At 57.7% G+C, this 25,189-nt stretch carries 22 protein-coding genes; 13 read left to right on the forward strand and 9 right to left on the reverse strand.

The features are described 5' to 3' along the window. Position 1 precedes the first annotated feature (1 nt). Positions 2 to 1,720 (reverse strand): sigma-54-dependent Fis family transcriptional regulator, encoded by a 1,719-nt coding sequence (locus tag A8C75_RS10395; protein ID WP_067381697.1) that lies wholly within the window; start codon positions 1,718 to 1,720, stop codon positions 2 to 4. A gap of 420 nt (positions 1,721 to 2,140) precedes the next feature. Between A8C75_RS10395 and A8C75_RS10400 the strand changes: the two genes are divergently transcribed. From A8C75_RS10400 to A8C75_RS10425, 6 genes are all read left to right on the forward strand, one after another. Then, entirely contained in the window at positions 2,141 to 2,413 is a 273-nt protein-coding gene (locus A8C75_RS10400; RefSeq protein WP_227819885.1) for a phenol hydroxylase subunit, read from the forward strand. A 1-nt stretch (position 2,414) separates the two neighbouring features. Further along, positions 2,415 to 3,410: an aromatic/alkene monooxygenase hydroxylase subunit beta gene (locus A8C75_RS10405; RefSeq protein ID WP_067381706.1), complete on the forward strand. Its 996-nt coding sequence runs from the start codon at positions 2,415 to 2,417 to the stop codon at positions 3,408 to 3,410. Then, positions 3,410 to 3,679: an MmoB/DmpM family protein gene (locus A8C75_RS10410; RefSeq protein ID WP_216821279.1), complete on the forward strand. Its 270-nt coding sequence runs from the start codon at positions 3,410 to 3,412 to the stop codon at positions 3,677 to 3,679. The genes A8C75_RS10405 and A8C75_RS10410 overlap by 1 nt, the downstream gene beginning before the upstream one ends. A 30-nt stretch (positions 3,680 to 3,709) precedes the next feature. Further along, a complete protein-coding gene (locus A8C75_RS10415; protein ID WP_067381708.1) occupies positions 3,710 to 5,212 on the forward strand; it encodes an aromatic/alkene/methane monooxygenase hydroxylase/oxygenase subunit alpha in 1,503 nt (500 codons plus the stop codon). Positions 5,213 to 5,293: 81 nt separating this feature from the next. Beyond that, complete coding sequence (locus A8C75_RS10420; protein ID WP_067381710.1) at positions 5,294 to 5,656, forward strand: phenol hydroxylase subunit P4; 363 nt, start codon at positions 5,294 to 5,296, stop codon at positions 5,654 to 5,656. Positions 5,657 to 5,667: 11 nt separating this feature from the next. Beyond that, complete coding sequence (locus A8C75_RS10425) at positions 5,668 to 6,729, forward strand: NADH:ubiquinone reductase (Na(+)-transporting) subunit F (RefSeq protein ID WP_067381712.1); 1,062 nt, start codon at positions 5,668 to 5,670, stop codon at positions 6,727 to 6,729. Positions 6,730 to 6,780: 51 nt separating this feature from the next. Here A8C75_RS10425 and A8C75_RS10430 read toward each other — a convergent pair whose 3' ends face one another. Continuing rightward, positions 6,781 to 7,299 (reverse strand): RrF2 family transcriptional regulator, encoded by a 519-nt coding sequence (locus tag A8C75_RS10430; RefSeq protein ID WP_067381714.1) that lies wholly within the window; start codon positions 7,297 to 7,299, stop codon positions 6,781 to 6,783. A gap of 837 nt (positions 7,300 to 8,136) precedes the next feature. On the opposite strand from A8C75_RS10430, the gene A8C75_RS10435 reads away from it, so the two are divergent. Then, complete coding sequence (locus tag A8C75_RS10435) at positions 8,137 to 8,775, forward strand: PEP-CTERM sorting domain-containing protein (RefSeq protein ID WP_067381716.1); 639 nt, start codon at positions 8,137 to 8,139, stop codon at positions 8,773 to 8,775. 348 nt (positions 8,776 to 9,123) lie between these two features. Then, the gene (locus A8C75_RS10440; protein WP_067381720.1) at positions 9,124 to 10,080 is read left to right on the forward strand and encodes an AraC family transcriptional regulator; all 957 of its coding nucleotides are present in this window, start codon (positions 9,124 to 9,126) and stop codon (positions 10,078 to 10,080) included. Between the two features lie 33 nt (positions 10,081 to 10,113). Here the strand turns inward: A8C75_RS10440 and cuyB are convergent, their stop codons facing one another. Then, positions 10,114 to 10,830, reverse strand: a complete 717-nt coding sequence (cuyB, locus tag A8C75_RS10445; protein ID WP_067381721.1) for a cysteate racemase — start codon at positions 10,828 to 10,830, stop codon at positions 10,114 to 10,116. A gap of 290 nt (positions 10,831 to 11,120) precedes the next feature. Here cuyB and A8C75_RS10450 point away from each other — a divergent pair, with 290 nt between their 5' ends. The 5 genes from A8C75_RS10450 (at position 11,121) to A8C75_RS10470 (ending at position 18,339) form a co-directional block, all read left to right on the forward strand. Continuing rightward, complete coding sequence (locus tag A8C75_RS10450; RefSeq protein WP_067381724.1) at positions 11,121 to 12,053, forward strand: LysR substrate-binding domain-containing protein; 933 nt, start codon at positions 11,121 to 11,123, stop codon at positions 12,051 to 12,053. Then, positions 12,050 to 13,774, forward strand: coding sequence for a transporter substrate-binding domain-containing protein (locus A8C75_RS10455; protein ID WP_084783959.1), 1,725 nt, complete (start codon positions 12,050 to 12,052; stop codon positions 13,772 to 13,774). Before A8C75_RS10450 ends, A8C75_RS10455 begins: the two co-directional genes overlap by 4 nt. Then, positions 13,771 to 15,186: a sigma-54-dependent transcriptional regulator gene (locus A8C75_RS10460; protein ID WP_067381733.1), complete on the forward strand. Its 1,416-nt coding sequence runs from the start codon at positions 13,771 to 13,773 to the stop codon at positions 15,184 to 15,186. Before A8C75_RS10455 ends, A8C75_RS10460 begins: the two co-directional genes overlap by 4 nt. Before the next feature lie 373 nt (positions 15,187 to 15,559). Continuing rightward, positions 15,560 to 17,017 carry an aspartate ammonia-lyase gene (locus tag A8C75_RS10465; RefSeq protein WP_067381736.1) on the forward strand — a complete coding sequence of 486 codons (1,458 nt, stop codon included), beginning with the start codon at positions 15,560 to 15,562 and terminating at the stop codon, positions 17,015 to 17,017. A 41-nt stretch (positions 17,018 to 17,058) separates the two neighbouring features. Next, positions 17,059 to 18,339, forward strand: a complete 1,281-nt coding sequence (locus A8C75_RS10470) for a dicarboxylate/amino acid:cation symporter (protein ID WP_067381738.1) — start codon at positions 17,059 to 17,061, stop codon at positions 18,337 to 18,339. A 215-nt stretch (positions 18,340 to 18,554) separates the two neighbouring features. On the opposite strand, the gene A8C75_RS10475 is transcribed toward A8C75_RS10470, so the two are convergent. The 6 genes from A8C75_RS10475 to A8C75_RS10500 all read right to left on the reverse strand — a co-directional run bounded on the left by A8C75_RS10475 (position 18,555) and on the right by A8C75_RS10500 (position 24,458). Continuing rightward, on the reverse strand, positions 18,555 to 19,370 hold the full coding sequence (locus A8C75_RS10475) for an IclR family transcriptional regulator (RefSeq protein WP_067381740.1): 816 nt from the start codon (positions 19,368 to 19,370) through the stop codon (positions 18,555 to 18,557). Positions 19,371 to 19,497: 127 nt separating this feature from the next. Continuing rightward, on the reverse strand, positions 19,498 to 20,208 hold the full coding sequence (locus A8C75_RS10480) for an ABC transporter ATP-binding protein (protein ID WP_067381743.1): 711 nt from the start codon (positions 20,206 to 20,208) through the stop codon (positions 19,498 to 19,500). 84 nt (positions 20,209 to 20,292) lie between these two features. Beyond that, positions 20,293 to 21,120: an ABC transporter ATP-binding protein gene (locus A8C75_RS10485; RefSeq protein ID WP_084783961.1), complete on the reverse strand. Its 828-nt coding sequence runs from the start codon at positions 21,118 to 21,120 to the stop codon at positions 20,293 to 20,295. Further along, a complete protein-coding gene (locus tag A8C75_RS10490; protein ID WP_067381745.1) occupies positions 21,117 to 22,076 on the reverse strand; it encodes a branched-chain amino acid ABC transporter permease in 960 nt (319 codons plus the stop codon). Before A8C75_RS10490 ends, A8C75_RS10485 begins: the two co-directional genes overlap by 4 nt. 22 nt (positions 22,077 to 22,098) lie before the next feature. Next, entirely contained in the window at positions 22,099 to 22,962 is an 864-nt protein-coding gene (locus tag A8C75_RS10495) for a branched-chain amino acid ABC transporter permease (protein ID WP_067381747.1), read from the reverse strand. 314 nt (positions 22,963 to 23,276) lie between these two features. Then, entirely contained in the window at positions 23,277 to 24,458 is a 1,182-nt protein-coding gene (locus A8C75_RS10500) for an ABC transporter substrate-binding protein (RefSeq protein ID WP_067381749.1), read from the reverse strand. Between the last annotated feature and the right edge of the window lie 731 nt (positions 24,459 to 25,189).

Here is a 25,189-nt window from a genome sequence, read left to right on the forward strand (position 1 = left end):
CTTATCCTGTTGGGTGCTTTTTCAGTTTGTAGGCCAGCTGCGGCCGCGTCATGCCCAGCAGGCGGGCGGCCTGGGCAACATTATTGTCCGCCTTGGTCATGGCGGTGTGAATCATCTGGCTTTCGAGCTGTTCCAGGCTGACTTCATCCCTGATGGCCTGGTGACACAGGGCCTGTATGGATGTGTCGGCGGCTGCGTCATCGGCTGTCGCACTGTTCATGCCGATCTTGCCTGCCCGGTTAATGGTGTTCAGCGGGTGGCTGGGTTCGGACAGCGACGGGAACAGGGCTTCGATATCAATTGTATGGTTGTTGTCGCTGAGGATAATGCCGCGCTCGATCATGTTTTCCAGTTCGCGGATATTGCCCGGCCATTTGTACTGCAGCAGGGCCTGCAGCGCCATGTCCGAAACGCCGAGGGTGCGCTTGTTGTAGAGGCTGTGATACTTCTCGAGGAAATGCTCGATCAGCAGCGCAATGTCTTCGGTACGTTCACGCAGCGGCGGGATATGTACCGGGAAGACATTAAGCCGATAGAAGAGGTCGGCACGAAAGGTACCGTTTTTGACCGCTGTCTCCAGATCCTCGTTGGTGGCGGCGACGACGCGAACATCGATCTTGCGGCTGCGGCTGTCGCCGACGCGCTCCAGTTCGCCTTCCTGCAGCACGCGCAGTAGCGTCGCCTGTGCCCGGGGCGACAGTTCGATCACCTCATCAAGAAAGAGTGTGCCTTTGTCGGCACGTTCAAACTTGCCTTCACGGGACTGGGTGGCGCCGGTATAGGCACCTTTTTCAACGCCAAACAGCTCGGCCTCGATCAGATCCGGCGGGATGCAGGCGCAGTTTACGGCGATGAAGGGCTTGTCGGCGCGATCCGAACTCAGGTGCAGGCCTTTGGCCACCACTTCCTTGCCGACGCCGGTTTCCCCTTGCAACAGCACGGTAACGCGGCTGCTGGAGGCGCGTCGAATCAGCTGGCAGACGTTCATAAAGGCGCTGGAGCGCCCCACTGAGTTGATCAGCAGGTCCGTGTCCTGGGGGGAATAGCGCGCATTGTCCCGCAGCTCGCTGAGTTCATGGCGCAGGGCAAACAGCTCATCGGCGATAGGGTCGGGCAGCAGCAGGCGCTCGAGTTCGGCACGGTCTTCCCATTCTTCCACCGGTTTGCCGATAATGCGGCAGTGATCGGCACCGCAGCCGGCGCATTCCTGCTCCTTGTAGATAATGGTCCGGCCCATGTAAAAGGTCGTAAATCCGCTGGCATATCCGATCAGGGTCCAGCAGATGGGGTCGTCGGCGAGGCCGAAGTCATGCCGGTGTACTTCGGCTTCATAGGAGTCTATCCAGTCAAACTCTCCGTAGAATGTGCCGGCTTCTATATCGAACTCCAGATCGATGGGCTGCACATTGACCATCCCCTTGATGCCGTGCAGCTGGGGGCCAACGAAAAAGGCCTCTTTTTTTGACAAATCCGGTCGCACCTTGGCGACCAGCTCTGCGTCCTTCCAGCCCGAGTGGTAGCCAAAACGCATCAGGAAGCCGCGTGTTCGCTCGACGCCCATGGTTTCAACCAGCTCCTTGCGTAACTGGCCCATGACGGCGGAATGAATCAGCAGCATGCGTTGTTCGTTGAACCAGATCTTGCCGCGATCGGTTTCAAAACGGATTTGGGACAGCAGGTCTGCGTTTGCAGGAAGCTGCAGATCGGTCTGAATGGCCATTGTTGTTATATACCGGCGCTGAAGGTGAAATCTCTTTTTATTGTTGATTGATTCTCGCCTGAATTGGAAGGGGTTGTGCCACTTTGTGTTCTTTCGCCGAGGCCCGATCGGGTGCTGAGACATGATCAAATGGTCACTTCACCTGGGCGGGCTTAATCATTTGGTCACTTTTTTCAGAACTGTCCCGCGGTTTGGTATCCATTTTTTTCTGTCTAATAGGTCCAGATTAAAATAATTATTTATAATATTTTCAATAGCTTAAATGATTATCTTGGCGTTTTTTTTTGCCTGTTTTTACCATCTGGCACGTCGGTTGCAGATTGTCCTGGTGAACTTTCATCAGCGACAACGAGAACAAACGCGATGAGCAGATTGCCTTCTCAAGAACCTGTCGGGATGCGTCCCGATACCTTCAATCGAATGACGAAATACGTCCGGGTGCGCAGTCAGCCCGGTGACCGTTTTGTCGAGTTCGACTTTGCCATCGGCGATCCGACCCTGTTCGTGGAACTGGTGATGCCCGTTACTGCCTTTGAACGTTTCTGCCGGGCCCAGGGGGCCGTTGCCATGACGGCCGCGCAGACCGCCGAGGTGGATGCCCAGATGGAAAAGTGGCGCTACGGCGAAGGCACCCTGATGGCACAGAACCAGAATCGATCCGCCAATAACAACAACTCAGAGTTGGGAAATTAACATGAGCGTTGAAATCAAGACGTCCACGCTGGAGCCGGTGCGCAATACCTTTGCGAATATCGAACGCCGCTTTGGCGACAAGCCCGCGACCCGCTATCAGGAAGCGACCTACGACCTTCAGGCCGAAACCAACTACCACTATCGCCCGCTGTGGCAGCCCGAGTTCGAACTCAACGACAAGGGGCGTACCGCCATTGAGATGCAGGACTGGTATGCCTTTAAAGATCCGCGCCAGTATTACTACGGTGCTTATGTTGGCCAGCGCGCCCGCATGCAGGAGCATGCCGAGAACAACTATGCCTTCTTCGAAAAACGCAATCTGGCGGCGCTGCTCAGCGATGAACTGCGCGCCAGTCTGATCCGCCTGCTGGTGCCGCTGCGCCACGTCGAACATACCGCCAACCTCAACAACATGTACGGCACTGCTTACGGTTACGGCACTGCCATCACCCAGGCACTGCTGTACGACGCCATGGACCGGTTGGGCATCGCCCAGTATTTCTCGCGCATCGGCCTGATTCTGGATGGCAACAGCGGTGATGCGCTGGTGGAGGCCAAGCAGCTGTGGTTGCAGGACCCGCTCTGGCAGGGGATGCGGGCGCTGTGCGAGGAAACCCTGGTGACCGAGGACTGGTTTGAGTTGTTTGTGGCCCAGGATCTGGTCATCGACAGCCTGGTCAGTGACCTGGTCTACACCCAGTTCGATGCCTGGTTGGCCGCCAACGGCGGCCAGGATGTGGCGATGCTGACCGAGTTCATGCAGGAGTGGTGCAAGGAGCACACACGCTGGGTGGATGCGGTGCTGAAAATCGCCGCCGCAGAATCCGACGCCAACAAGGTGCTGCTGGGCCAGTGGGTCGAGCGCTGGCGTGGCAAGGCCGCCGAGGCTCTGGCGCCCGTAGCACAGGAAATGCTGGGCGATGACGCCCTGGCCCAATCGCTGGCAGCGCTGGACAAGCGCCTGGCCAAAGCCGGTATCGCAGGAGGAAACGTCTGATGTCCAAGGTCTATATCGCGCTGCAGGACAACGACCAGTCCCGCTACATCGTTGAAGCCATCGAAGACGACAACCCCGAGGTCACCGTCAATTACATGCCGGCCATGATCCGCATCGAATGCGAAGGTCAGCTGGTGGTTAGACGCGAAACCGTGGAGGACAAGCTCGGCCGGGACTGGGATATACAGGAGCTGCATCTGAACCTGATCACCCTCGGTGGCAACGTCGATGAAGACGATGATCGACTCAGCCTGAGCTGGAACGCATAACCGCACTTAATAAGAAAAGAGGTATCCGACATGGCTGCTAAAAAACTCAATACCAAAGACAAATATCGACTGCTGACACGGGATCTGGACTGGGAGTTTTCCTATGAGGATCGCAAGCAGGCCTTTCCGTTCGAGGAATTCGAGGGTATCAAGATTACCGACTGGTCGAAATGGGAAGATCCGTTTCGCCTCACCATGGACACCTACTGGAAGTACCAGGCGGAAAAAGAGAAAAAGCTCTATGCCATTTTTGATGCTGTGGCGCAGAACAACGGCCATACCAATATTTCGGATCCGCGTTATGCCAATGCACTCAAGCTGTTCCTGACCGGCGTTTCGCCGCTGGAGTACCAGGCGCACCAGGGTTTCGCCCATACCGGGCGTCAGTTCGGCGGCGTCGGTGCCCGCATCGCCTGCCAGATGCAGTCTATCGACGAACTGCGTCATGTGCAGACCCAGGTTCATGCCATGAGCCACTACAACAAGTTCTTTGATGGTTTCCAGGACTGGTCGCATATGCATGACCGTGTCTGGTACCTGTCGGTGCCCAAATCCTTCTTCGATGATGCCCGCAGCGCCGGCCCGTTCGAATTCCTGGTGGCCATCAGCTTCAGCTTCGAATACGTGCTGACCAACCTGCTGTTCGTGCCCTTTATGTCGGGCGCGGCCTATAACGGTGACATGGCGACCGTGACCTTCGGCTTTTCGGCCCAGTCCGATGAGGCAAGACACATGACCCTGGGGCTGGAAGTCATCAAGTTCCTGCTGGAGCAGCACGAAGACAACGTCCCCATCGTGCAGGAGTGGATCGACAAGTGGTTCTGGCGCGGTACCCGGCTGCTCACGCTGGTGTCGATGATGATGGACTACATGCTGCCCAACAAGGTCATGAGCTGGAAAGAGGCCTGGGAAGTGTATTTCGAAGAGGCCGGCGGTGCCCTGTTCAAGGATCTGGCCCGCTACGGTATCCGTGCGCCCAAATATGCCGAGACCATCGAAAAAGAGAAGGAACACGTTTCGCATCAGGCCTGGTGGCTGTTCTACAGCTACGGCGATGCGACCGCCTTCCACACCTGGATCCCGTCCGATGAGGAGCTGGACTGGCTGAGCGAGAAGTACCCCGACACCTTTGACAAGTATTACCGTCCGCGCTGGGAGATGGCCAAAAAGATGGAGGCCGAGGGCAAGCGCTTTTACACCAAGGGCCTGCCGCAGCTGTGCAACTGCTGTCAGATTCCGCTGATGTTTACCGAAATGGACAACCCGACCCAGCTGGCCTACCGCGACACCGTCTACAGGGACGAGCGCTACCACTTCTGCTCCGACGGCTGTCACGACATCTTCGTCGCTGAACCCGAGAAGTATGTTCAGTCCTGGCTGCCGGTGCATCAGATCCTGCAGGGTAACTGCGGCGGGCCGGGGCTCGAGGATGTGCTGCGCGATTATTACCAGATGAATGTCGGCGCCGACAACCTGGATATGAAGGGCTCACCGGACGAGCAGCGCTGGAAAAGCTGGAAGGGTGTCGCCTGAGCCTAGCCTGTTTTAATCAGCAGATAACAATAACGACTGACAAGGCGCGCCGGGCTGAATCCGGCGTGCGGAGGTATGACTATGTCTCTTAAAACGTTGAAACCGGGTTATAGCGGTGAGGTGAAAGATCGCCTCGAAAATTTTAATGGCAATCAGCTGCTCTATGTCGGCTGGGACCACCACCTGATGTTTTGCGCACCCTTCACCCTTGCGGTGTCGCCGGACATGCCCTTTGGTCAGCTGCGAGACCAGGTGATGGCATCGGTATTCAGCCCGCACCCTGAGTGGACCCAGATCAACTGGGATAGCGCCGGCTGGTTGCTCAATGGCAAAGCCTTTGTACCGCAACTCGATGCGTCCCTGCAGGCGCAGGGTATAGACCACAAGTCCCTGCTGCGTTTTCAGACCCCTGAGCTGACGGGCTTTATGTCCGCGGCTGTCTGAGGGAGGCGGTCATGAGCTACCAGATTACAGTTGAACCCACCGGCGACCTGATCGAGGTCGAAGAAGGGCAGACCATCCTTGATGCCGCCCTGCGCCAGGGCGTCTGGCTGCCCTTTGCCTGTGGTCACGGCACCTGCGCCACCTGCAAGGTGCAGGTGCTGGACGGTGACGTCGACCTCGGCGAGGCCTCATCCTTTGCACTGATGGACATGGAGCGGGATGAGGGCAAGATACTGGTGTGCTGCGCGCGCCCGGAATCCGATATGGTGATCGAGGCCGATATCGATGTGGACCCGGACTTTCAGGGGTTCCCGGTACAGGACTATAGCGCCACTGTGGCGGGCATTACTGATTTGTCACCGACGATCCGGGGTATCCAGCTGAAACTGAATCGGCCTATGGAGTTCCAGGCCGGTCAGTACATCAACCTCAATATTCCAGGGGTGGAGGGCACCCGTGCCTTTTCCATCGCCAACCCGCCCGGTGATAACGACATCATCGAGTTGCATGTGCGACGGGTGGACGGGGGTGCAGGCACGGCCTGGCTGCATGAACAAATGCAGCCTGGTGACAGCCTGGCGCTCAGCGGCCCCTTCGGCCAGTTCTTCGTGCGCACTTCCGATAGCCAGGACGCGATCTTTCTGGCCGGCGGCTCGGGCCTGTCGAGCCCGCAGTCGATGATTCTGGATATGCTGGCCCAGGGCGATCAGCGCCAGATCTACCTGTTCCAGGGCGCACGCAATGTGGCCGAGCTCTATAACCGCGAGCTGTTCGACACCTTGGCCAGGGACCATGCGCACTTTCACTACATACCCGCTCTGAGCGCTCCCGCGTCAGAGGACGACTGGCAGGGCTTTACCGGCTACGTACATGAGGCGGCAAAACAGCATTTCGATAACCGTTTCAACGGTCACAAGGCCTATCTGTGCGGTCCGCCACCGATGATTGATGCCGCCATCAGCACCCTGATGCAGGGGCGCCTGTTCGAGCGGGACATTCATATGGAGCGTTTCGTTACCGCAGCCGATGGCGCAGCGGGCCCGGAGCGCTCGGCGTTGTTCAAACGTATCTGACGGCGTTCCGGCAATCAGCCAGGTGGGAGGAGCCTGGCTGGCTGTCAATGTTTAGCCTTCTCGGGCGATGAGTTTGCGCGCATTGATCCATCCGTCTATCTGATCACCGAAGTCGGGTGGAACCTTGCGCCCAACACGCCGGGCGATGTCCAGGATGGTCTGTTGTGCCAGCGCTTCTTCCATGCGCTTCTGGGCGGTCAGCATCACGCTGTGGATCGAGCAGGTACCCGCCGTTGACCAGTCTGGTGGCGAATCGCTGAAAAGCGCGCAGCGCTCACGGATCTGCCGGCATTCAAAAATGTCTTTCTGACCATCTATTGCCTGCACGACATCAAGCACGGTGATCTCTTCAGCCGGTCTGGCCAATTGGAATCCACCGCGTACGCCTTCGGTTGCGACAACCAGGTTTGCTTTGGCCAGCTTCGTGAATACCTTCGCTAGCAACTCAGGCGGGACACCCTGCAGTTCGGCGAGTGCGCGCGCACTGGCTTCCCGGCTGTCACCCTTGTTGTCCACCAGTAGTGCCAGGCAATGGAGTCCGTACTCCACTCCCGCGCTGTAAAGAGCCATATATACTCCGACCATGTAATTCGTAGAATTATGCTGATAACGCCGGATTATCTCAAACCATGGATAGCCTGAACAATGACACAAGAATAAATACTTTATTCTTGTGTGTTATTTAAATAATTGTTTAATAATAATTTTTTTGTTTTTTGTTTGCTTTCCATGCAGGTCGTACTGAGCCAGTCATGCATGGGTATCAAAAAATATTGCACCGCATAACTACGACTAATATATTCGTAGTTATGCGGTGCTCAACAGCAAGGTCTGAGTTCAAGGTTCAGTCGGAAAGAGAAGCCCGTGCGTGATTTTTCGATAGGACATAATGTCTACCTGGAGATAAACATGAAACAGCGTATTTTGATCGTCGGTGCAGGCTTTGGCGGTATCTGATCGGCACTGTCTATTGAACGGTGCAGCGGGGCATCTGGCATTAACCCTTTCCTTAATAAAACTGTCCATTTTCTTTACACATTATGCTAAATAAACATCGTCAATATTATTTAAATCTATAAAAAACAGTTGGTTAATAATAGTGGTGTGTTTTTTGCTTTTATCTATTTTTAGCTTTCTAAATATCAACCTCTGTAATAAGGGAATTATTTCTGTTCTGTTTGTTGGTGATGGCTTGCACATCTGCAAACCTGGGCTCGTTTGACAGCTTCAGAATTGAAACCAGGTGATTTCGTTGGGGATCCTAGAGACGCCAGCGCAGATGTGATGCGGGATAATAAGGGTGGGACGGCCACTGGGTACGCCGCCTGAGCAGGTGGGTAGCTATAATGATCATTGATCAGGCTCAGATCCTCACCACCTGAAGACAAGAAATCAGGGAGAGATATTTTGAAAGTACACAAACAAATTCTGGTTGCCGGCCTCGCATTCGCCATCGGTGGCGTCAGCAGTGCGACACAGGCCGGAATCATCAGCCTGTTCCATGGCGTCGGCAGTGGCGAGTTGCGTGCCGACTGGGAAGCTCAGGTCGGCGCCTACATGGAAGAAGACTTTGCCGGCGGTGTGCTGGACGACTTCAGCATTTCTATTGCCGGCACACTGCATAACGGCTTTGATACCATGGGCCAATTGACCGACCGACTGGCATCGGGAAGCAGTACGACCATTACCTTCGACTTCGAGATCTTCGCCTTCGGGGGTAACTGGGATTTGAGGTTTCGGGGCGCAGGGCGGGGTATTCAGATAAACGCAGGAGCTGTCCTGATCCCTGTAGAGATTCCCTCTGGCCATGCCGGGGAATTTTTTGGGTTTATTTCGGATGTTGGCTTTACGCAGCTCGTTCTTGCCGGCGGAACTCAGCAAGGTGGTCCGGAGAAGTATACCGCTGACGATTTCGTCTATGCCGCTTATACGCCGCGGCTGGACCCAGTCCCAGACCCGAAGACTGTGGCGGTGCCGGAACCCGGAACCCTGGCCTTGCTGGTGTTGGGTATCCTCGGTATTGGCTTCTGGCGGCGTAAATCCTGATACCGGGGAATACCTGGATCTGGAAAAGTGGCATTCGAATTTTAGCCTCACGCGCTGTTGCTTAAGCAGGGCGAACGACTAAGCAACCATCATTTTTGCTTGGGAGTCGGTCGTCTCATGCGTGAGCGGCCCAGACCCAGCGCGCAGCGTTGCGTTACGTGGCGCTTATCCCGCCAAAAACAACTCTCCGCAATTCTCCGTACGAAAGGTCTGCAAAGGTCTGGAATACAGCTACAGCCTGGAATTCACAATGTATTAAGGGCCCAATTGATCAGGCTCACGCATTGAGTCGGGTAGTGCATTCACATATAATTGACGCTATTACAATAATGACAAAAGGTGCTGCGGATGCTGAATCACGTACTTGCCAACAGCGTCGTGCGCAAGGATGTGTGCCCCGAGGATGTGTCGGATTACGTCAATGCCCATATCGGGCAGCATCGACTGACGACGCTGGGGTCTGGCAATATGCGTTCATCCCTGCGCTATGCCAATTTTGCCCGCCTGGGGCTGTCGCATATATCCTATGGCGGCAAGGTGCGGGTGCATTCGCCGGATCTGGAAGAGGTCTACCATCTGCAGGTGGTCACCAGTGGCAGCTGCACCTGGAATTTCGACGAAGACCGTCTGTCGTTGTCCGCCGGCCAGGCGCTGATGATGAACCCCCATGAAAAAAGCGACCTTACCTATTCCGACGACTGCCAGAAACTGATCGTCAAAATCCCCGAATCCATCCTCAAGTCGGCCTGTGTCGATAACGGCCGGGCCTTGCCCAGGGACGGCCTGCGCTTTCAGCGTCAGGTGATGAACCTGGACGCGTCCATCGCCTTTATGCGTCTGGTGGAGGCGGTCTATGAAGAGGCATCAGAAAGCGGGGTGGATATGGCCCGAGCCTCCGGCGCCTATGCCGATCTGCTGGCCACCAAGCTGTTGTCGGTGTTTCCCTGCAACCTGACGCAGGATCGCAGTGTTGCCGGTAATGAGGGGGCCTTGCGGCTGATTCGGGGCTATCTGCAGGAGCGGATTCGCGATGATGTCACGGTGGAAGAGCTGGCAGGTCTGTGCAATGTGAGTGTGCGCAGCCTTTATAATATCTTCGCCCGGGATGTGGGCATCACGCCCAAACTGTTTATCAAGCAGCTAAAGCTTCAGAACCTGCATGCGGACCTGAAGCAGGGTGTTAACGCCCGCAATGTGACCGAGATCGCACTGGATTATGGCTTCAGCCATCTGGGGCGTTTTTCATCGGATTACCGCAAGCTGTTTGGCGAGTTGCCCTCTGAAACCCTGCGCCGAGTCCGCTAGCAGAGTTGCCTGTTTTGCCCGCCTTGCGATGTTTCAGGCAGCCACGTCCTGATTGTGGCTATTAACCTGATACCAGTCGACACAGGCGCGGGCCAGAGCCCCGGTGGCATCAACGCCATAGTGGCTCAAGCCCGAACTGATTGAATCCAGCGCCAGAGGGATTTCGGTGCACCCCAGAATCACCCGCTCAACCCCCAGTGCCAGCATCTTTTGCAGGCAGTCTTCCAGCATTATTGCTCCCTGCTCAAGCGCGCCGGATTTTACCCGGTAAATGCCTTCCATTACCCGCTGCTGCAAAAGGGCTGGGGTGTCGATCAGGTGAATACCGTGCTGGCTTAGCTCGCCTGCGTAGAAACCCGCTTTCAGGGTGCCATCCGTTGCCATAAGGCCGACAGTGCCAACACCGTCTTTCGCCAGCTGGTTTGAGCAGGCGCGGGCAATGTGCAGTATGGGGACCGGGCTAATTCTGGCCAGATCTTTATGCCAGTAGTGCGCGGTATTGCAGGGAATGGCGATACAGCCGACGCCGGCATCGACCAGGGTGTGCAGGCCCTTCGTCAGTGCCGCCAGGGGGGATTCGCGGTTCTGCATCAGGCAGGCGGTGCGATCCGGTATCTGTGGAACCGAGTGAATCAGCAGCGGCAGGTGATCCTGATCCTGTATTGCTACTGTCTGACCGATGATTTTTTTGACGAAGTCGACCGTGGCCAGGGGGCCCATACCGCCGAGAATACCGATCGTAGTGTGCATGTGTTTCTCCTGAGGTGACAGCGAGAAAGCTATCGCAGCAGGGGCGCGCGCGACCAATGCCGGATCGGCAGGCCCCATGCAGGTTTTGCATGGGCGGGTTTATTCCGTTTGCTAATCAACAGGATATTGGCTATATACCTGCCCGGTATGGGGTAGGTGGTGTTGGCATAGGGCTGTGCAGAGTGGGATTACGAGCTTGGCATGCAGGTATACTGGGCGCAATTGCACCCACTGCAGGACCGATGTTTAATCCAGGGCCAGGGTGCTAGCGGCAGCGGGGGAGTTGATAGGTGAATATTGAAACCAAATGGCTGGAAGACTTCCTGTCGCTCGCGGTCACCCAGAGCTTTTCCCGCTCGGCGCAGGAGCGCCACCTGACTCAGCCTGCGTTCAGTCGTCGGATCAAGGCGCTGGAGTTCGCCCTGGGCTGTCAGCTTATCGACAGAACCAGCGTGCCGGTACAGCTGACCGACGAAGGTCAGTTGTTTCGTATCACGGCGAGAAACCTGGTGCTCCAGCTGCAGGACAGTGTTGCCCATCTAAGATCACTGCGTAAAAAGGGCACCCGGGTTATCGATGTGGCGGTGTCCCATACGCTGTCGCTGTCATTCTTCCCGGCCTTTATTCAGTCCCTGCAAGATGCGCTTGAAGACACCCGCACGCGCCAGTTGGTGGCCAATGTGGATGACAGCGTTCAGGCGCTGAAAAATGGCATCTGTGATTTTCTGCTGGCGTTTGAAGATTCCACCCTGGAGTCGGAGGCGTTTCGCAAACTCGAGCTGCAAACCGAACAGCTGGTGCCCATCTCTCGGGCTGACGACGAAGGCCGACCCCTGTTTGATCTCGATGCCCTCGACGGGAAAACCCTGCCCTATCTGGCATACCCCTCCGGCATCTATCTTGGGCGCTGTGTGGATGCCTTGCTGGCAAAGCCGCCCCATCCGGTGACATTGCGTCAGACGTTTGAGTCGCCGCTGGCGGACAGTCTCAAGGTGATGGCGTTGCAGGGCCTGGGTGTGGCCTGGGTACCGACCTTTGCCATTGCGGATGAGCTGCGCCAGGGTTTTCTGGTGGTGTGCGGCGCGCCGGCCTGGCAGCGGCCCTTGACGGTATGTCTCTATCGCTGCAGCCGACCCCTGAGCCTGGAAGCCGAAACCCTGTGGCAGGTGCTGGAACGCCGCTATGGTCTCTCCGCAAGTCAGAACGTCGAGACTGAAGCATGAGGGGCCGCTCAAGCCGTGTGCTGACGAGCCTTGCGGGGTGGGTGCTGGCGATGGGCATCACGCTGTTCGCCAGCTCCCAGATCTATGCCAGGGTCCTACCCCAGGGCGAAAGCTCCCGGGAGCTGATCATAGTTGCGGGGGATCACAACTACCCGCCCTATGAGTTTATAAACAGCGATGGCCAGCCGGATGGCTACAATACCGACCTGACCCGGGCCATCGCTGAAGTTATGGGCATGGATGTCGAGATTCAGCTGGGCGGCTGGGCCGAGATGCGCCAGCGCCTGGAAGAAGGTGAGGTGGACGCGCTTCAGGGCATTTCCTATTCCCAGGATCGTGCCGAAGGTTATGTATTCTCGCCGCCCCATGCCATCGTTCATCAGTCGATCTTCGCCCGCAGGGGCGATCCCGAAATCGATGACCTGACGCAGCTGCGGGGCAAGGAAGTCATAGTGCAGGATCGCGGTATTCTGCACGATCAGATGCTGAACGACGATGTCGGCGCCACGCTTATATTGGCGGATACCCACGCCGATGCGCTGCGCCTTCTGGCCTCCGGCAAGCATGACTATGCCCTGGTGGCGAACCTGCCGGGGCTTTATCTGGGGCGCGAGCTTGAGCTTTCCAACATAGTGCCGGTGGGTAAGCCCTTTGCGGCACAGCGCTACGGTTACAGTGTTCTCAAGGGCAATGAAGAGCTGTTGGCACAGTTCAGTGAAGGCCTGGCGATTCTCAAAAACACCGGCCGTCAGCAGGCCATATACGACAAGTGGTTTGGCCCGCTGCAGGGCGGTGGCGTGCCCTGGAAGAAGATAGGCCAGGCGGCGGGGCTGATGTCCCTGGTACTGCTTTTGGTGCTGGGGGCTATCGTTATCTGGAACCGCATGCTGACCCGCCAGGTGCTGCGCCGGACCCAGGAGCTGCAGCTGCAGCAGCAGAAACTGATACAGGCCGACAAAATGACCTCCCTCGGTATTCTGGTGTCGGGCGTGGCCCACGAGATCAATAACCCCTGCGGCCTGCTGCTGCTCAACCTGTCCGTATTACAGGATGTGTACCGCGATTGCGAAGACATTCTGGAAGCCCATTACCAGGAGCAAGGCGACTTTGACCTGGGCGGGCTTTCCTACGCCCGCATGCGCGACGAGGTACCGTTGATGCTGGATGACATGCTCACCGGCGCCCAGCGTATCCGCCGTATTGTGGATGATCTGCGTGATTTTGCCCGCCAGGGGCCGGTTGAACTGAGTGAGTCGGTCGACCTCAACGAGGTGGTTGCCACGGCCATTCGGCTGGTGGACAACAGTATTCGCAAGGCAACGGAACATTTTGAGATCAGCTATGCCGACGAGCTGCCCGCGTTCAGGGGCCATGGCCAGAAAATAGAGCAGGTGGTGATCAACCTGATCGTGAACGCCTGCCAGGCGCTCGAGTCCCGGGACAATGCCATCAGGATCGAAACCCGCTATGACGCCGCCAGCAAGATGCTGCGTCTTGAGGTGGAGGATCAGGGCCACGGCATAGCGCCGGAAAATCTCGCCCGCCTGAGTGATCCGTTTTTTACCACCAAGCGGGAGCAGGGCGGCATGGGGCTGGGGCTTTCGGTCTCCACCAGTATCGTGCAGGAACATGGCGGGATTCTGGAATACTACTCGGCGCCAGGCGCCGGCACCCGCGCAGTACTGTCACTGCCCGTCAACCAGGAAGCCAAACCGATATGAGTCAGAATCTGTATCCTTCCTTCGGTGTCCTGCTGGTCGATGATGAAGCGCCTTTTCTGCGCAGTCTGAGTATCGCGCTGGAGCGCCGTGGTGGCATCAGCCATATCTTTCGCTGTGAAGACAGCCGCGAGGCGCTGGGCATGATCGCCCGCGAGCCGATCGGGCTGGTGCTGCTGGATCTGACCATGCCGCACCTGTCGGGTGAGGCGCTGTTGCAGCGCATCGTCGAGGAACATCCCGATGTCGGCGTCATTATCATCAGCGGCCTGAATCAGCTGGAAACCGCGGTCAGCTGTATTCGCCAGGGCGCCTACGACTACTTTATCAAGACCACCGAGGAAGACCGGCTGATTGAAGGCATCCGCAAGGCGATACGGATGCAGGAGATGCGGCTGGAAAACCAGGAAATGCGCCGGCGTTTTCTCAGCGATACGCTGGAGCGGCCGGAGGTGTTCGAAGGCATCATTACCCGCGACAAGGGCATGCGCTCGGTGTTTCAGTACCTTGAAGCCGTGTCGGCCAGCAGTCAGCCGGTACTGATCAGCGGCGAAAGCGGTACCGGCAAGGAAGCCATTGCCCATGCGGTGCATGCGCTCAGTGGTCGCAGTGGGCCGCTGGTGAGTGTCAATGTGGCGGGCCTGGATGACAACATCTTTGCCGATACGCTGTTTGGCCATCACCGCGGGGCCTTCACCGGCGCCGACAAGGCGCGGGCGGGCATGATAGAGCAGGCCGGCAGCGGCACCCTGTTTCTGGATGAAATTGGTGATCTCAGCCTGGCGTCACAGGTCAAACTGCTGCGACTGCTGCAGGAGGGCGAATACTATCCGCTGGGCAGTGATCGCCCCAAGCGCATGCGTGCCAGAGTGCTGGTGGCAACCCACCACAACCTGGAGCAGAAACAGCGCGCCGGCGCTTTTCGCAAGGATCTGTATTATCGCCTGCGCACCCATCAGGTCGAGTTGCCACCGCTGCGCCAGCGCCGCGACGATACAGGCCTGCTGCTGGAATATTTTTTGGCCCAGGCCGCCGAAGAGCTGGGTCGCAACAAACCGACCTTTCCGCGGGAGCTGCCGGTACTGCTGCACAATTATGCCTTTCCCGGCAATGTGCGGGAGCTGCGTGCGCTCTGTTACGATGCCCTGAGTCAGCACCGCGGCGGGGTGCTGTCGATGGAGGTATTCAGGCGCGCGGTCGGGCAGGGCGCTGCCGTGCCGGAACCCGAGCATGAGGCCAGCACGCGGTCGCTGTTTGCACCGGATCAGCCCTTGCCCTCGCTGCAGGAAGTTGCCGACCTGCTGGTGGCTGAAGCCATGCAGCGCGCCCAGGGCAATCAGTCCCTGGCCTCACGCCTGCTGGGTATCTCGCAGCCAGCGCTCAGCAAGCGGCTGAAAAAATCCCAGCCGGAGTAAGCCTTGATCAGGCTCGCTCTTCACCTCCCTTTTTCATCCCTCCCACGCTTTTTCAGAACCCTGCGCGAGTTGCCTCTCTGAACCCCTATAACCAGGGTTATAGCTATAACCCTGGAGTAACGCCTTAACGTATTGATAAACAAAAGGTAATTGCCATTTATTGGCTTTTCCTATGCCTTTCGTTATACCCCTCGGATGGGTACATCCTAGTCGCCACCCGGCCATTAGTTCTTCAATAACAGTCGCTTAGGTCATAGTTAGCGTTCTGGCACCGTCTTTGCTTGTGAATGTTAGAGATCGCGCCACAGCTCCCCCGCTTACCTTCAGGCGGGCCCCAGGCCGGTACAACAACACACAGCATGAGATGAACGCGATGGCCCAGCATGAAGCGGCGCAACAGTTGAACGATCGGCGGCGGGAAAAGGATCTGCTTGGTGAAGCCTGGGTCCCACACAAGGCCTACTATGGCATTCAGACTCAGCGTGCCCAGGAAAACTTCGATCTCAGCGGCATCAAGCTCAGTCTTTTCCCGCAGCTGATCAAGGCGCTGGCGCTGGTGAAGATGGCCTGTGCCAAAACCAACAACCAGCTTGAGTTGCTGGACGACACCAAGACCGATGCCATCATGGCTGCGGGCAAGGCGCTGCTGGCCGGCCAGTACCACGATCAGTTCATCATCGACATGATTCAGGGTGGCGCCGGCACCTCGACCAACATGAACGCCAACGAAGTCATGGCCAACATTGGTCTTGAGTCCATGGGACATCAGCGTGGTGAATACGCCCACCTGCACCCCAACAACGATGTCAACATGTCCCAGTCCACCAACGATGCCTATCCCACGGCAGTGCGTCTGTCCATCCTGTTGAAACACAGCGATCTGGTAAAAGCCCTGGCCTCCCTGCGGGACAGTTTCGCCGCCAAGGGTGAAGAGTTTGCCGACATCATCAAGATGGGCCGTACCCAGCTGCAGGACGCGGTCCCAATGACTTTGGGCCAGGAATTCCAGTCTTTTGCCAGCACCCTGGGCGAAGATATCAAGCTTATCGATGGCCTGTCCGAGTTGCTCAAGGAAGTGAACCTGGGCGGTACCGCCATCGGCACCGGTATCAATACCGACCCTGAATACGCCCGTCTGGCGGTGGGTCACCTGTCCCAGCTCAGCGGCTTTGAATTCAAGCGTGCCACTGACCTGGTGGAAGCCAGCTCCGACATGGGCGCCTTCGTGCTCTTCTCCGGCATGCTCAAGCGCCTGGCCGTCAAGCTCTCCAAGATCGCCAACGACCTGCGCATGCTCAGCATGGGGCCGCGCTGTGGCCTGAACGAAATCAACCTGCCGGCACAGCAGCCCGGCAGCTCCATCATGCCTGGCAAGATCAACCCGGTGATCCCGGAAGCGGTCAACCAGGTCGCCTATCAGGTGATCGGCAACGATATCGCCATCACCATGGCGGCCGAGGCCGGTCAGCTGCAGCTCAATGCCATGGAGCCGCTGATCGCCTACAACGTGCTGGAATCGATCCGCATGCTGACCCAGGCCATGGACATGTTCCGTAACCGCTGCGTGCGCGGCATTACCGCCAACCGCGACCGTTGCCAGGAGCTGGTCGACATGAGCATCGGTGTTATCACCGCCGTGGTGCCCTACATCGGTTACGAGAATTCCACCCGTATCGCCAAGAACGCGCTTGAGACGGGTCGCGGCGTACTGGAACTGATCCGCGAAGAAGCGCTGATGAGCGAAGAAGAGCTCAACGAAGTGCTCAAACCCGCCAACATGATTCGCCCGCAGCGTCGCCGTCTGGCTGCTAACGCGGCCAAGATTGCTTAACGCGCTCATTACAACAACACCAAATAACAACGGAGTTACACATGCAACAGGCAACCATTGAAGCGAGCCGTCAGGGCTTTTGGGGCTCACTGGCACTGTGGAAGAAGATCCTTATCGGTATGGCGCTGGGGATGATCACGGGTGTGTTTCTGGGCCCCGATGCCGAGATTCTGAAACCCATTGGCACCCTGTTTATCAACGCCATCAAGATGCTGATCGTCCCCCTGGTGTTCTGTTCTCTGGTGGTGGGTGTTACTTCCATGCAGGATACCCGCAAGCTCGGGCGTATCGGCCTGAAGTCGCTGCTGCTCTATATGGGCACCACGGCGGTGGCCATCAGTATCGGCCTGGGCCTGGGGGCGCTCTTTGCACCCGGTGAAGGCATCAACATGGTTGCCTCCAGCACGGCCGATGCCGCCAAGGAAGCACCGACCCTGGTGCAGACCCTGCTTGCCATGATTCCAACCAATCCGGTGAGTGCGCTGGCCGCGGGCAATATTCTGCAAATCATCGTTTTCGCTCTGGGCCTGGGCATAGCGCTCAATCTCAGCGGTGAAAAGGCGAAACCTGCAGTAGAGCTGTTTGAAAGCCTGGCCGAGGGCATGTACAAACTGACCGAACTGGTGATGAAGCTCGCGCCCTACGGTGTCTTTGGACTTATGGCCTGGGTAGCGGGCAAGTACGGTCTTGAGATCCTGCTGCCGCTGGTCAAGGTGATCGCCGTGGTGTATATCGGCTCCGTCATCCATGTTGTGGTGTTCTACTCCGGCATGATCAGCCTGGTGGGCCGCCTCAATCCGCTGCGCTACCTCAAAGGCCTGGTGAACCCGGCGGCGGTGGCGTTTACCACCACCAGCAGCTCAGGGACCCTGCCTGCCACCATCAAGGCCGCGCGTGAGGAAATGGGTGTCTCCAAGGGAATTTCCAGCTTCGTGCTGCCGCTGGGCGCCACCATCAACATGGATGGCACGGCGCTCTATCAGGGTGTCTGTGCGCTCTTTATCGCCCAGGCCTTTGGTATTGACCTGGCGTTCTCGGATTACCTGTTGATCATCATGACCTCGACCCTGGCGTCTATAGGTACGGCGGGTGTGCCGGGTGCAGGCCTGATCATGCTGTCACTGGTGCTGACCACCGTGGGTCTGCCGATGGAAGGTCTGGCGATCATTGCCGGTATCGACCGTATCCTGGATATGGCACGCACCACGGTGAACGTCTGCGGTGACATGATGGTGTCGGTGCTGGTGGGCAAGAGCGAAAACGAACTGGATGAAACCATCTACAATCGTGAAAGCACTGCTGCGGTCGCTGAACGCGCCTGATAGCGCTGCTTTGACACGGGTGTGAAACACCTTTGAAATAACGGGGAATACTCGGCTTTGGCCGGATATTCCCCGTTTTTCGTTTAGCTGAAAATTTTGATGCCCGAAGCCGTTTTGGCACAGTTACCTCTCAGGTCTCAGCTCTCAGCTCTCAGCTCTCAGCTCTCGGCTTCCCCTTTCCCCTTTCCCCTTGCTCTTGTTTTCTGGCCCTGCCTTCAAACCGCCGTACCGCAAATCAGTTTGGTAGTGCCGCGGGTGGTGGCGCTCAGCAGGCGCTCATAGCGTTGCCCGGGTTGCACATCGGTGTCGCTGGCCATGCCCATCAGGCTGATCACGGCCTGTATCTGGCCGCCGAGGTTAAAGACCGGACTGCTGATAACGTTGATATCCGGCAGAAAGTCACCGTAGAAACAGGCCAACCTGTTTTCCCGCGTGCTGCGGATCAGGGCGCTAAACTCATCCTTGTTCAGCTGCTTGCCCCTGAAACGGGGCAGGGCGCTGGGGGCCTGGTAGAAGTCATCGATAATCTGGCGCTGGCGCTCTTCGGGCAGGTAGGCCAGAAAGAGCCTGCCGGCGGCGGAGAAAAACGGCGACAGCTCAGTGCCCAGGCGCACATTGACGGCCAGTACCTGGCTGGAGTCCAGCCAGTTGACGATCAGCGGCATAGTGCCGTTCCAGATCGCTACCGATACGGTTCTGTCGGTGGCCAGGTGCAGCCGTGCGGCGGCATCAAAGGTAATGGGCATGGGGTCGATGCGTTTCAGTGCCGCCATGCCAAGGTTGAGGCTCGCACTCGCCAGGGTGTAACGGGCGTTCTGCACCTGCACTATGTACTGCATGCGGCTGAGGCTGATGAGGTACTTGTGCAGCCGACTGGAGGACAGGTCGAGCCGCAGGGATAGCTCCTTCAGGCTCAGGGGTTTGGGCGACTGGGCAATTTCGTTCAGTACCCGCAGCCCTATCTCCAGCGAGCCAATGCCCTGGCGGCTGCTTTCCGTCACGGACGGAGGTGTTGTTTTGGCTGGTGTCATGGGCGTCCTGTTCCTGGTCAGTGTTGATCAGCCGCGTGAGCCTTGCTGTGAAGGTCGCCCGCTGTATTTCATGGCGCGCAGTCTGCAACCGGCACCCTGCTGGCGTCAATCACCGCAAGCGGGGTAGTCACACCCCCAGGTGCGACTCTACCTCGTCCCGCTGTGTCAGCAGTTGCTGGCTGTCGCCCTCGAACATCACCCGACCCTTGACCAGCACTATATGATGGTCACAGATTTTCTCCAGTACCTGGATGTTCTTGTCGACAATCAGGGTGGAGACGCCGCTGGCCTTGATGGTGCGTATCACGTCCCAGATCTCCTTGCGAATAAGCGGCGCCAGGCCTTCGGTGGCTTCATCCAGAATCAGCAGATCCGGGTTGGTCATCAGGGCGCGGCCTATGGCCAGCATCTGCTGTTCGCCACCGGACAGCTGGGTGCCCAGGTTGCCCAGGCGCTCCTGCAGGCGCGGGAAGGTCGCGAGCACCCGGTCGTAATCCCACAGCACTTCGCGGCGCTGATTGGGCCTTGCCGCCATCAGCAGGTGTTCCTTCACGCTGAGATTATGGAACATGCCCCGACCTTCGGGCACGTAGGCGATATCGCGGCGCATGCGCTGCCAGGTTGGCAGCCCGTCGAGATCCTGATCCTGAAAACGTACCTGACCGCTGCGCGGCGTCAGCACGCCCAGAATGGACTTGAGCGTAGTGGTCTTGCCCATACCGTTACGGCCCATCAAGCTGACCGCCTGACCCTTTTTAATGTCAAAGGACACACCGTGCAGTACGTGACTGTCGCCGTAGAGGGTATGCAGACTGCGTACTTCCAATAGATTACTCATATCAAATTGCCTCGTACCACATGGAGCTCGCCGTAAAGGGTATGCAGACTAGGCTGATCATAATTCGCCAATAGATTACTCATATCAAATCACCTCGTCGCCTTGACCCAGATAGGCCTCTTTTACCCTTGGATCATCCCGCACCTGGTCTACGGTGTCGGTGATCAGGTGTTGACCGTCGACCATCACCGTGAGCTGGTCCGATAGCTCGAACACCGCATCCATGTCGTGCTCCACCAGCACGATGCAGTAATCCTGCTTGAGCGTTTTCAGCAGCTGGATGATGAGTTGGGATTCTTCATGCCCCATGCCCGCCATGGGTTCATCGAGCAGCAACACGCAGGGCGCGGTGGCCAGCACAGTAGCGATCTCGAGCTGGCGCTGTTCGCCGTAGCTGATGCGCGAGGCTACGGCGTCGCGCCTGTGGGCCAGGCCAACCTTTTCCAGCGCCTGCTCGGCCATCTCGGTCAGCAGTTTCTCGCTATGGCGTGAGCGGAAGATATTAAAGCTGCCGCCGACACGGCGCTGGGCGGCGATGCTGCAGTTCTCCAGGCAGGTGGCGCTGGGGTAGATATTGGTTTTCTGAAAGCCGCGGCCAATACCGCGTCTGCTGAACTCGTAGGGCTTGATTGACTCTATCGCCTCGCCTTTGTGCAGTATCCGGCCGCGGGTGGGGCTGTAGGTGCCGCACAGCAGGTTCAGCAGGGTACTTTTCCCGGCGCCGTTGGGGCCGACGATGCCATGCAGCTGGCGGTCGCGAAATTGCAGCGACAAATCATCCAGTGCCTTGAGGCCGCCCCAGTACTTGCACAGGGCTTCAGTTTCGAGCACCAGCTCGGTATCGCTCAGGGGTTTATGGCCCGCCTGTGTGTCGGCAAGGGCGCTGGGTTGCAGAATGATATTGCTGCTCATTTGCGTTTCTCCAGCAGGGATTCCAGATATCCGGCCAGACCATGCCGGAACGCCAGTACCATCAGAATGATGAGGACGCCCATGGGCAGCAGCCAGTTTTCGGTCAGATGTTCGAAGCCATAGTGCAGGCCCTCATACACCAGGGTGCCCAGAATGGCGCCGTAGAGCGTTCCCAGCCCGCCGAGTATCGACATCACCAGGGCGGTGCCGGAGGTCTGCCAGGACAGCATCGAGGGATTGACGAAGCCGTATTGCAGCGCAAACAGATAACCGGCGTAGGCCCCCAGCGCCGAGGCGATGACGTAGCTGGCCAGGCGGAAATGGAACACGTTGTAGCCCAGCGCCGTGGTGCGCTCGGGGTTTTCCTGCACGGCATCGACAATGCGGCCGAACTTGGAACGCATGATGAGCTTGAAGAACAGCAGGCAGTTAAACAGCGACAGCAGGCACAGATAGTAGAAGTGCGTCGGGTTGTCGAGATCGAACAGGTTCAGGCCGAAAACGCTGGTCTCGGGTTTGACGTAAATAAAGACACCGTCATTGCCGCCGAATTCGGTTGAGTCCGAGAAGAAGTAAAAGCACATCTGCGCCAGTGCCAGGGTGATCATGATCATGTAGATGCCGCTGGTGCGCAGCACTATAAAGCCGACGATCAGCGCCACCACTGAGGAGATTGCCAGAACATAGAAGGTGTAAATCCAGAAGTTTACGGCCTCGTATTCCGGCGCCAGCATCACGAACAGGTAGCCCCCCATGCCATAGAAGAGCGCATGGCCCAGGGTGACCAGGCCGCAGCGGCCCACCAGGTAGTCCAGCGACATAACAAAGATCGACAGAATCAGGATGGTTGCCAGCTTGTTAACATAGTAGGTGTTCTGATCCAGCAGCAGCGGCATCAGCAGCGCCAGCGGGAAGAACACCCAGACAAACAGTTTTTCCGCACGATTGGTAAACATGGGATTTTCTCCGGGCTGGGCGTTAGTTGGCGAACAGGCCCTTGGGCCTTATCAGCAGCACAACCGCCATCAGGATGTAGATCATCATGCTGGATATCTGCGGCAGCATGATAGAGGAAAAGGTATCGACTATGCCCACCATCAGGGCCCCGACAAAGGCACCCTTGATGGACCCCATACCGCCGATAACCACCACCACAAAGCACGAAATCAGCACATGCTCGCCCATGCCCGGCACCACCGACACCATAGGCGCCGAGACGATGCCGGCGATGGCGGCCAGGGCAACACCGGCGGCGAACACCAGCGTATAGAGGCGATTGATATCCACCCCCAGGCATTCGACCATGTCGCGGTTGGACTCGCCGGCACGAATCAGCATGCCAAGGCGGGTACGGTTGATGGTCAGGTACATGCCGATGGCAATCAGAATGCACAGGCCTGAAACGAACAGCCGATAGACCGGGTACTCGATCATGTCGGTCAGCGGGATAGCGCCATCCAGCCAGGCGGGGACGGCCACGCCCAGCGGATCGTTGCCCCAGAGCAGGCTTTGCAGGGCGTTGAACACAAAGATCAGACCGATAGTCAGCAGCACCTGATCCAGGTGATTGCGCCGGTACAGGCGGATGATTAGGGTGCGTTCAATCAGTATGCCCAGCAAGAGCGCGATAATGGCGGAGATTACCGCCGCCATCCCGAAGCTGCCGGTACTGTTAGTGAAGTACCAGGCCAGGTAAGCGCCAACCATATACATGGAGCCGTGGGCCAGGTTCAGAATGCCCATGACCCCAAACACCAGGGTCAGGCCGGAGGCGATCAGGAACAGCAGCAGGCCGTACTGCACGCCGTTCATCAGTTGGAACAGAAACAGGGTTATATCCATCGTCGTGTGCCAGGTTGTGCGCCGCTGATCCGCGCCCATCGGGGCGCGCGGACAGCGACGGTCACCTGTACGGGCCGGCGTCAGGACGCGGGCTCGCTCAGGTCGATTACAGGAGAGAGTGGTAGCGGGGGAGAACTAGTAGCCTGTCGGGCTTGGCCGATCGTAGCGAGGGAAAGACCGATTTGAGTTAGTTTTTGAGCTCTTTTGAGGCAAATAGTGGTTCTATTTAACAAAAAAGAGCTCGAAAAATGACCCCTCTTTTCCGGAGAGAATCGGCTTTTCCGCAGTAGATCAGTGTTAAGTCCGACAGGCTGCTACAGCTTGCAGCCGCGGGCCGGGTCTTCAAGCGCCTGGGCGGCGATGCTGAGCACCTGGTTTTCGCCGTTCACAACCTTGCGCAGATAGATATCCTGCACCGGGTTATGGGCTTTGGAGAAGGTGAATTTGCCACGGGGGCTGTCGATGGTGCTCTCTTCCATCGCCTTGATCAGCGCCTTGCGATCACTGATATCACCCCCCAGGGTATTCATGGCCTGGGCGATCAGCAGCCCGGCATCATAGCCCTGCACCGCATAGATATCAGCCGGTTTGCCGAAGCTGCTGGCGTAATCCTGACGGAATTTGTGGTTGGCGGGGTTATCCAGGTTGTCGGCGTAATGCAGCGTGGTGAGAATGCCTTCGGCGGCATCCCCCTGGGCTTCCAGTGTGCCTTCGGTCAAAAAGCCCGCGCCCAGCAGCGGAATCTTGTCGCTCAGACCCAGGGCGTTGTAGTCCTTGACGAACTTCACCGCGCCACCGCCGGCAAAGAAGACGAACACCGCATCGGGTGCGGTTGCCGCTATATCGGTGATATAGGGCTGGAACTCGGTTTTGGGGAAGGGCACCAGAATCTGCTTGACGATCTCGCCGCCGCCGGCGGTGAAGGATTCTTCAAAGGCCTCCAGGCTTTCCTTGCCCATGCCGTAGTTCCAGCTCATGGTCACGACCTTTTTGTAGCCGGCATCGAGGGCGACCTTGCCCATGGGGTAGGACGGCTGCCAGGACGAGAAAGAGGTGCGAAATACGTTGGGTGCACAGAGGGGCCCGGTTGCAGCCGCGGCGCCTGCGTTGGGGATGATCATGATGGCATCCTTGTTGCGCAGCACCTTGGACATGCCCATGGCGACGCCGGAATGCACGGGGCCAATAATAAAGTCGGCCTTGTCCTTGTCGAGCAGGGATGAGGCCAGCTCCGGCGCACGCTCGGGCTTGGCTTCTGTATCCAGTTCCAGAAATTCAATCTCGCGACCGTGCAGCTGGGCAGCGTTCTGTTGCAATGCCAGTTTCAAACCGTTGCGCCCGGCATCGCCCAGGGCGGCATAGACACCGCTGAAGGGCAGCATTACGCCCACCTTGACCGGCTCTGCAGCGTTCGCGGCAGTAACAGCAGCACCGAGCAGGCCGGCAGTAGCGCAGGCCGTGACAAGTTTGCGCAGTCTGTTTTTGTTGTTGTGCATGGCGGAAGACTCCCTTGAGTATTCGATTTATAGCGGGAGACCCATTGTTAGATCGAGTCCTGTCTGGGCAATAGCCATTGCCTGCATCCCTTTATCCGTTACATGCAAGCCTGGGCGGCGGGCGGATATTCAACAGGTGCCTGGCTCGGCCGCGCAGCAGTGCTTCGCAGCGATATATGGGGCGGCATTTTGGGTCGTTTCCCTGATAGGTCTCTTGGGCGGTATTTGCCCAGGCGCTGATGGCGCATAGCCACAGGCGCTGCGGCTCCCGGTTTATGCGGTTGCCATGTCCCCCCCAAGGCCAAACGGTCTGGCGAATCACGAATCACGAATCACCATGTCCTTTCACCTTTCACCTTTCACCTTTGACCTTGCCCCTTCTAACTGAACTTCACGTCATGCAGGAAAGGGATAAAGGCTGTCAGAAACTGGATAGTGGCCCGCAGGGCTCCCGCCTTAAGCTGGATGCAAATGAGGAGGGCATCCCAAGCATTTTGACCTGATAGCGTCGTCCATTGGTGAGACTGACCGCTACACAGGAACTGTTAGCCAGGTGCCAGCCTTGTCATTGGCGAGGGATACATGGGGTGCTAGGGAATTCAGCCTGCGCCGTCGTATCAAACTGCCCAAGGCCGTTAAGCCGCCTAGCAGCCTGTCGAGCTTGACCGATCGTAGCGAGGGGAAGTCCGTTTTGAGGCAGTTTTTGAGCTCTTTTGAGACGAATAGTGGTT

It is taken from the genome of Marinobacterium aestuarii, assembly GCF_001651805.1.
Lineage (GTDB): Bacteria > Pseudomonadota > Gammaproteobacteria > Pseudomonadales > Balneatricaceae > Marinobacterium_A > Marinobacterium_A aestuarii.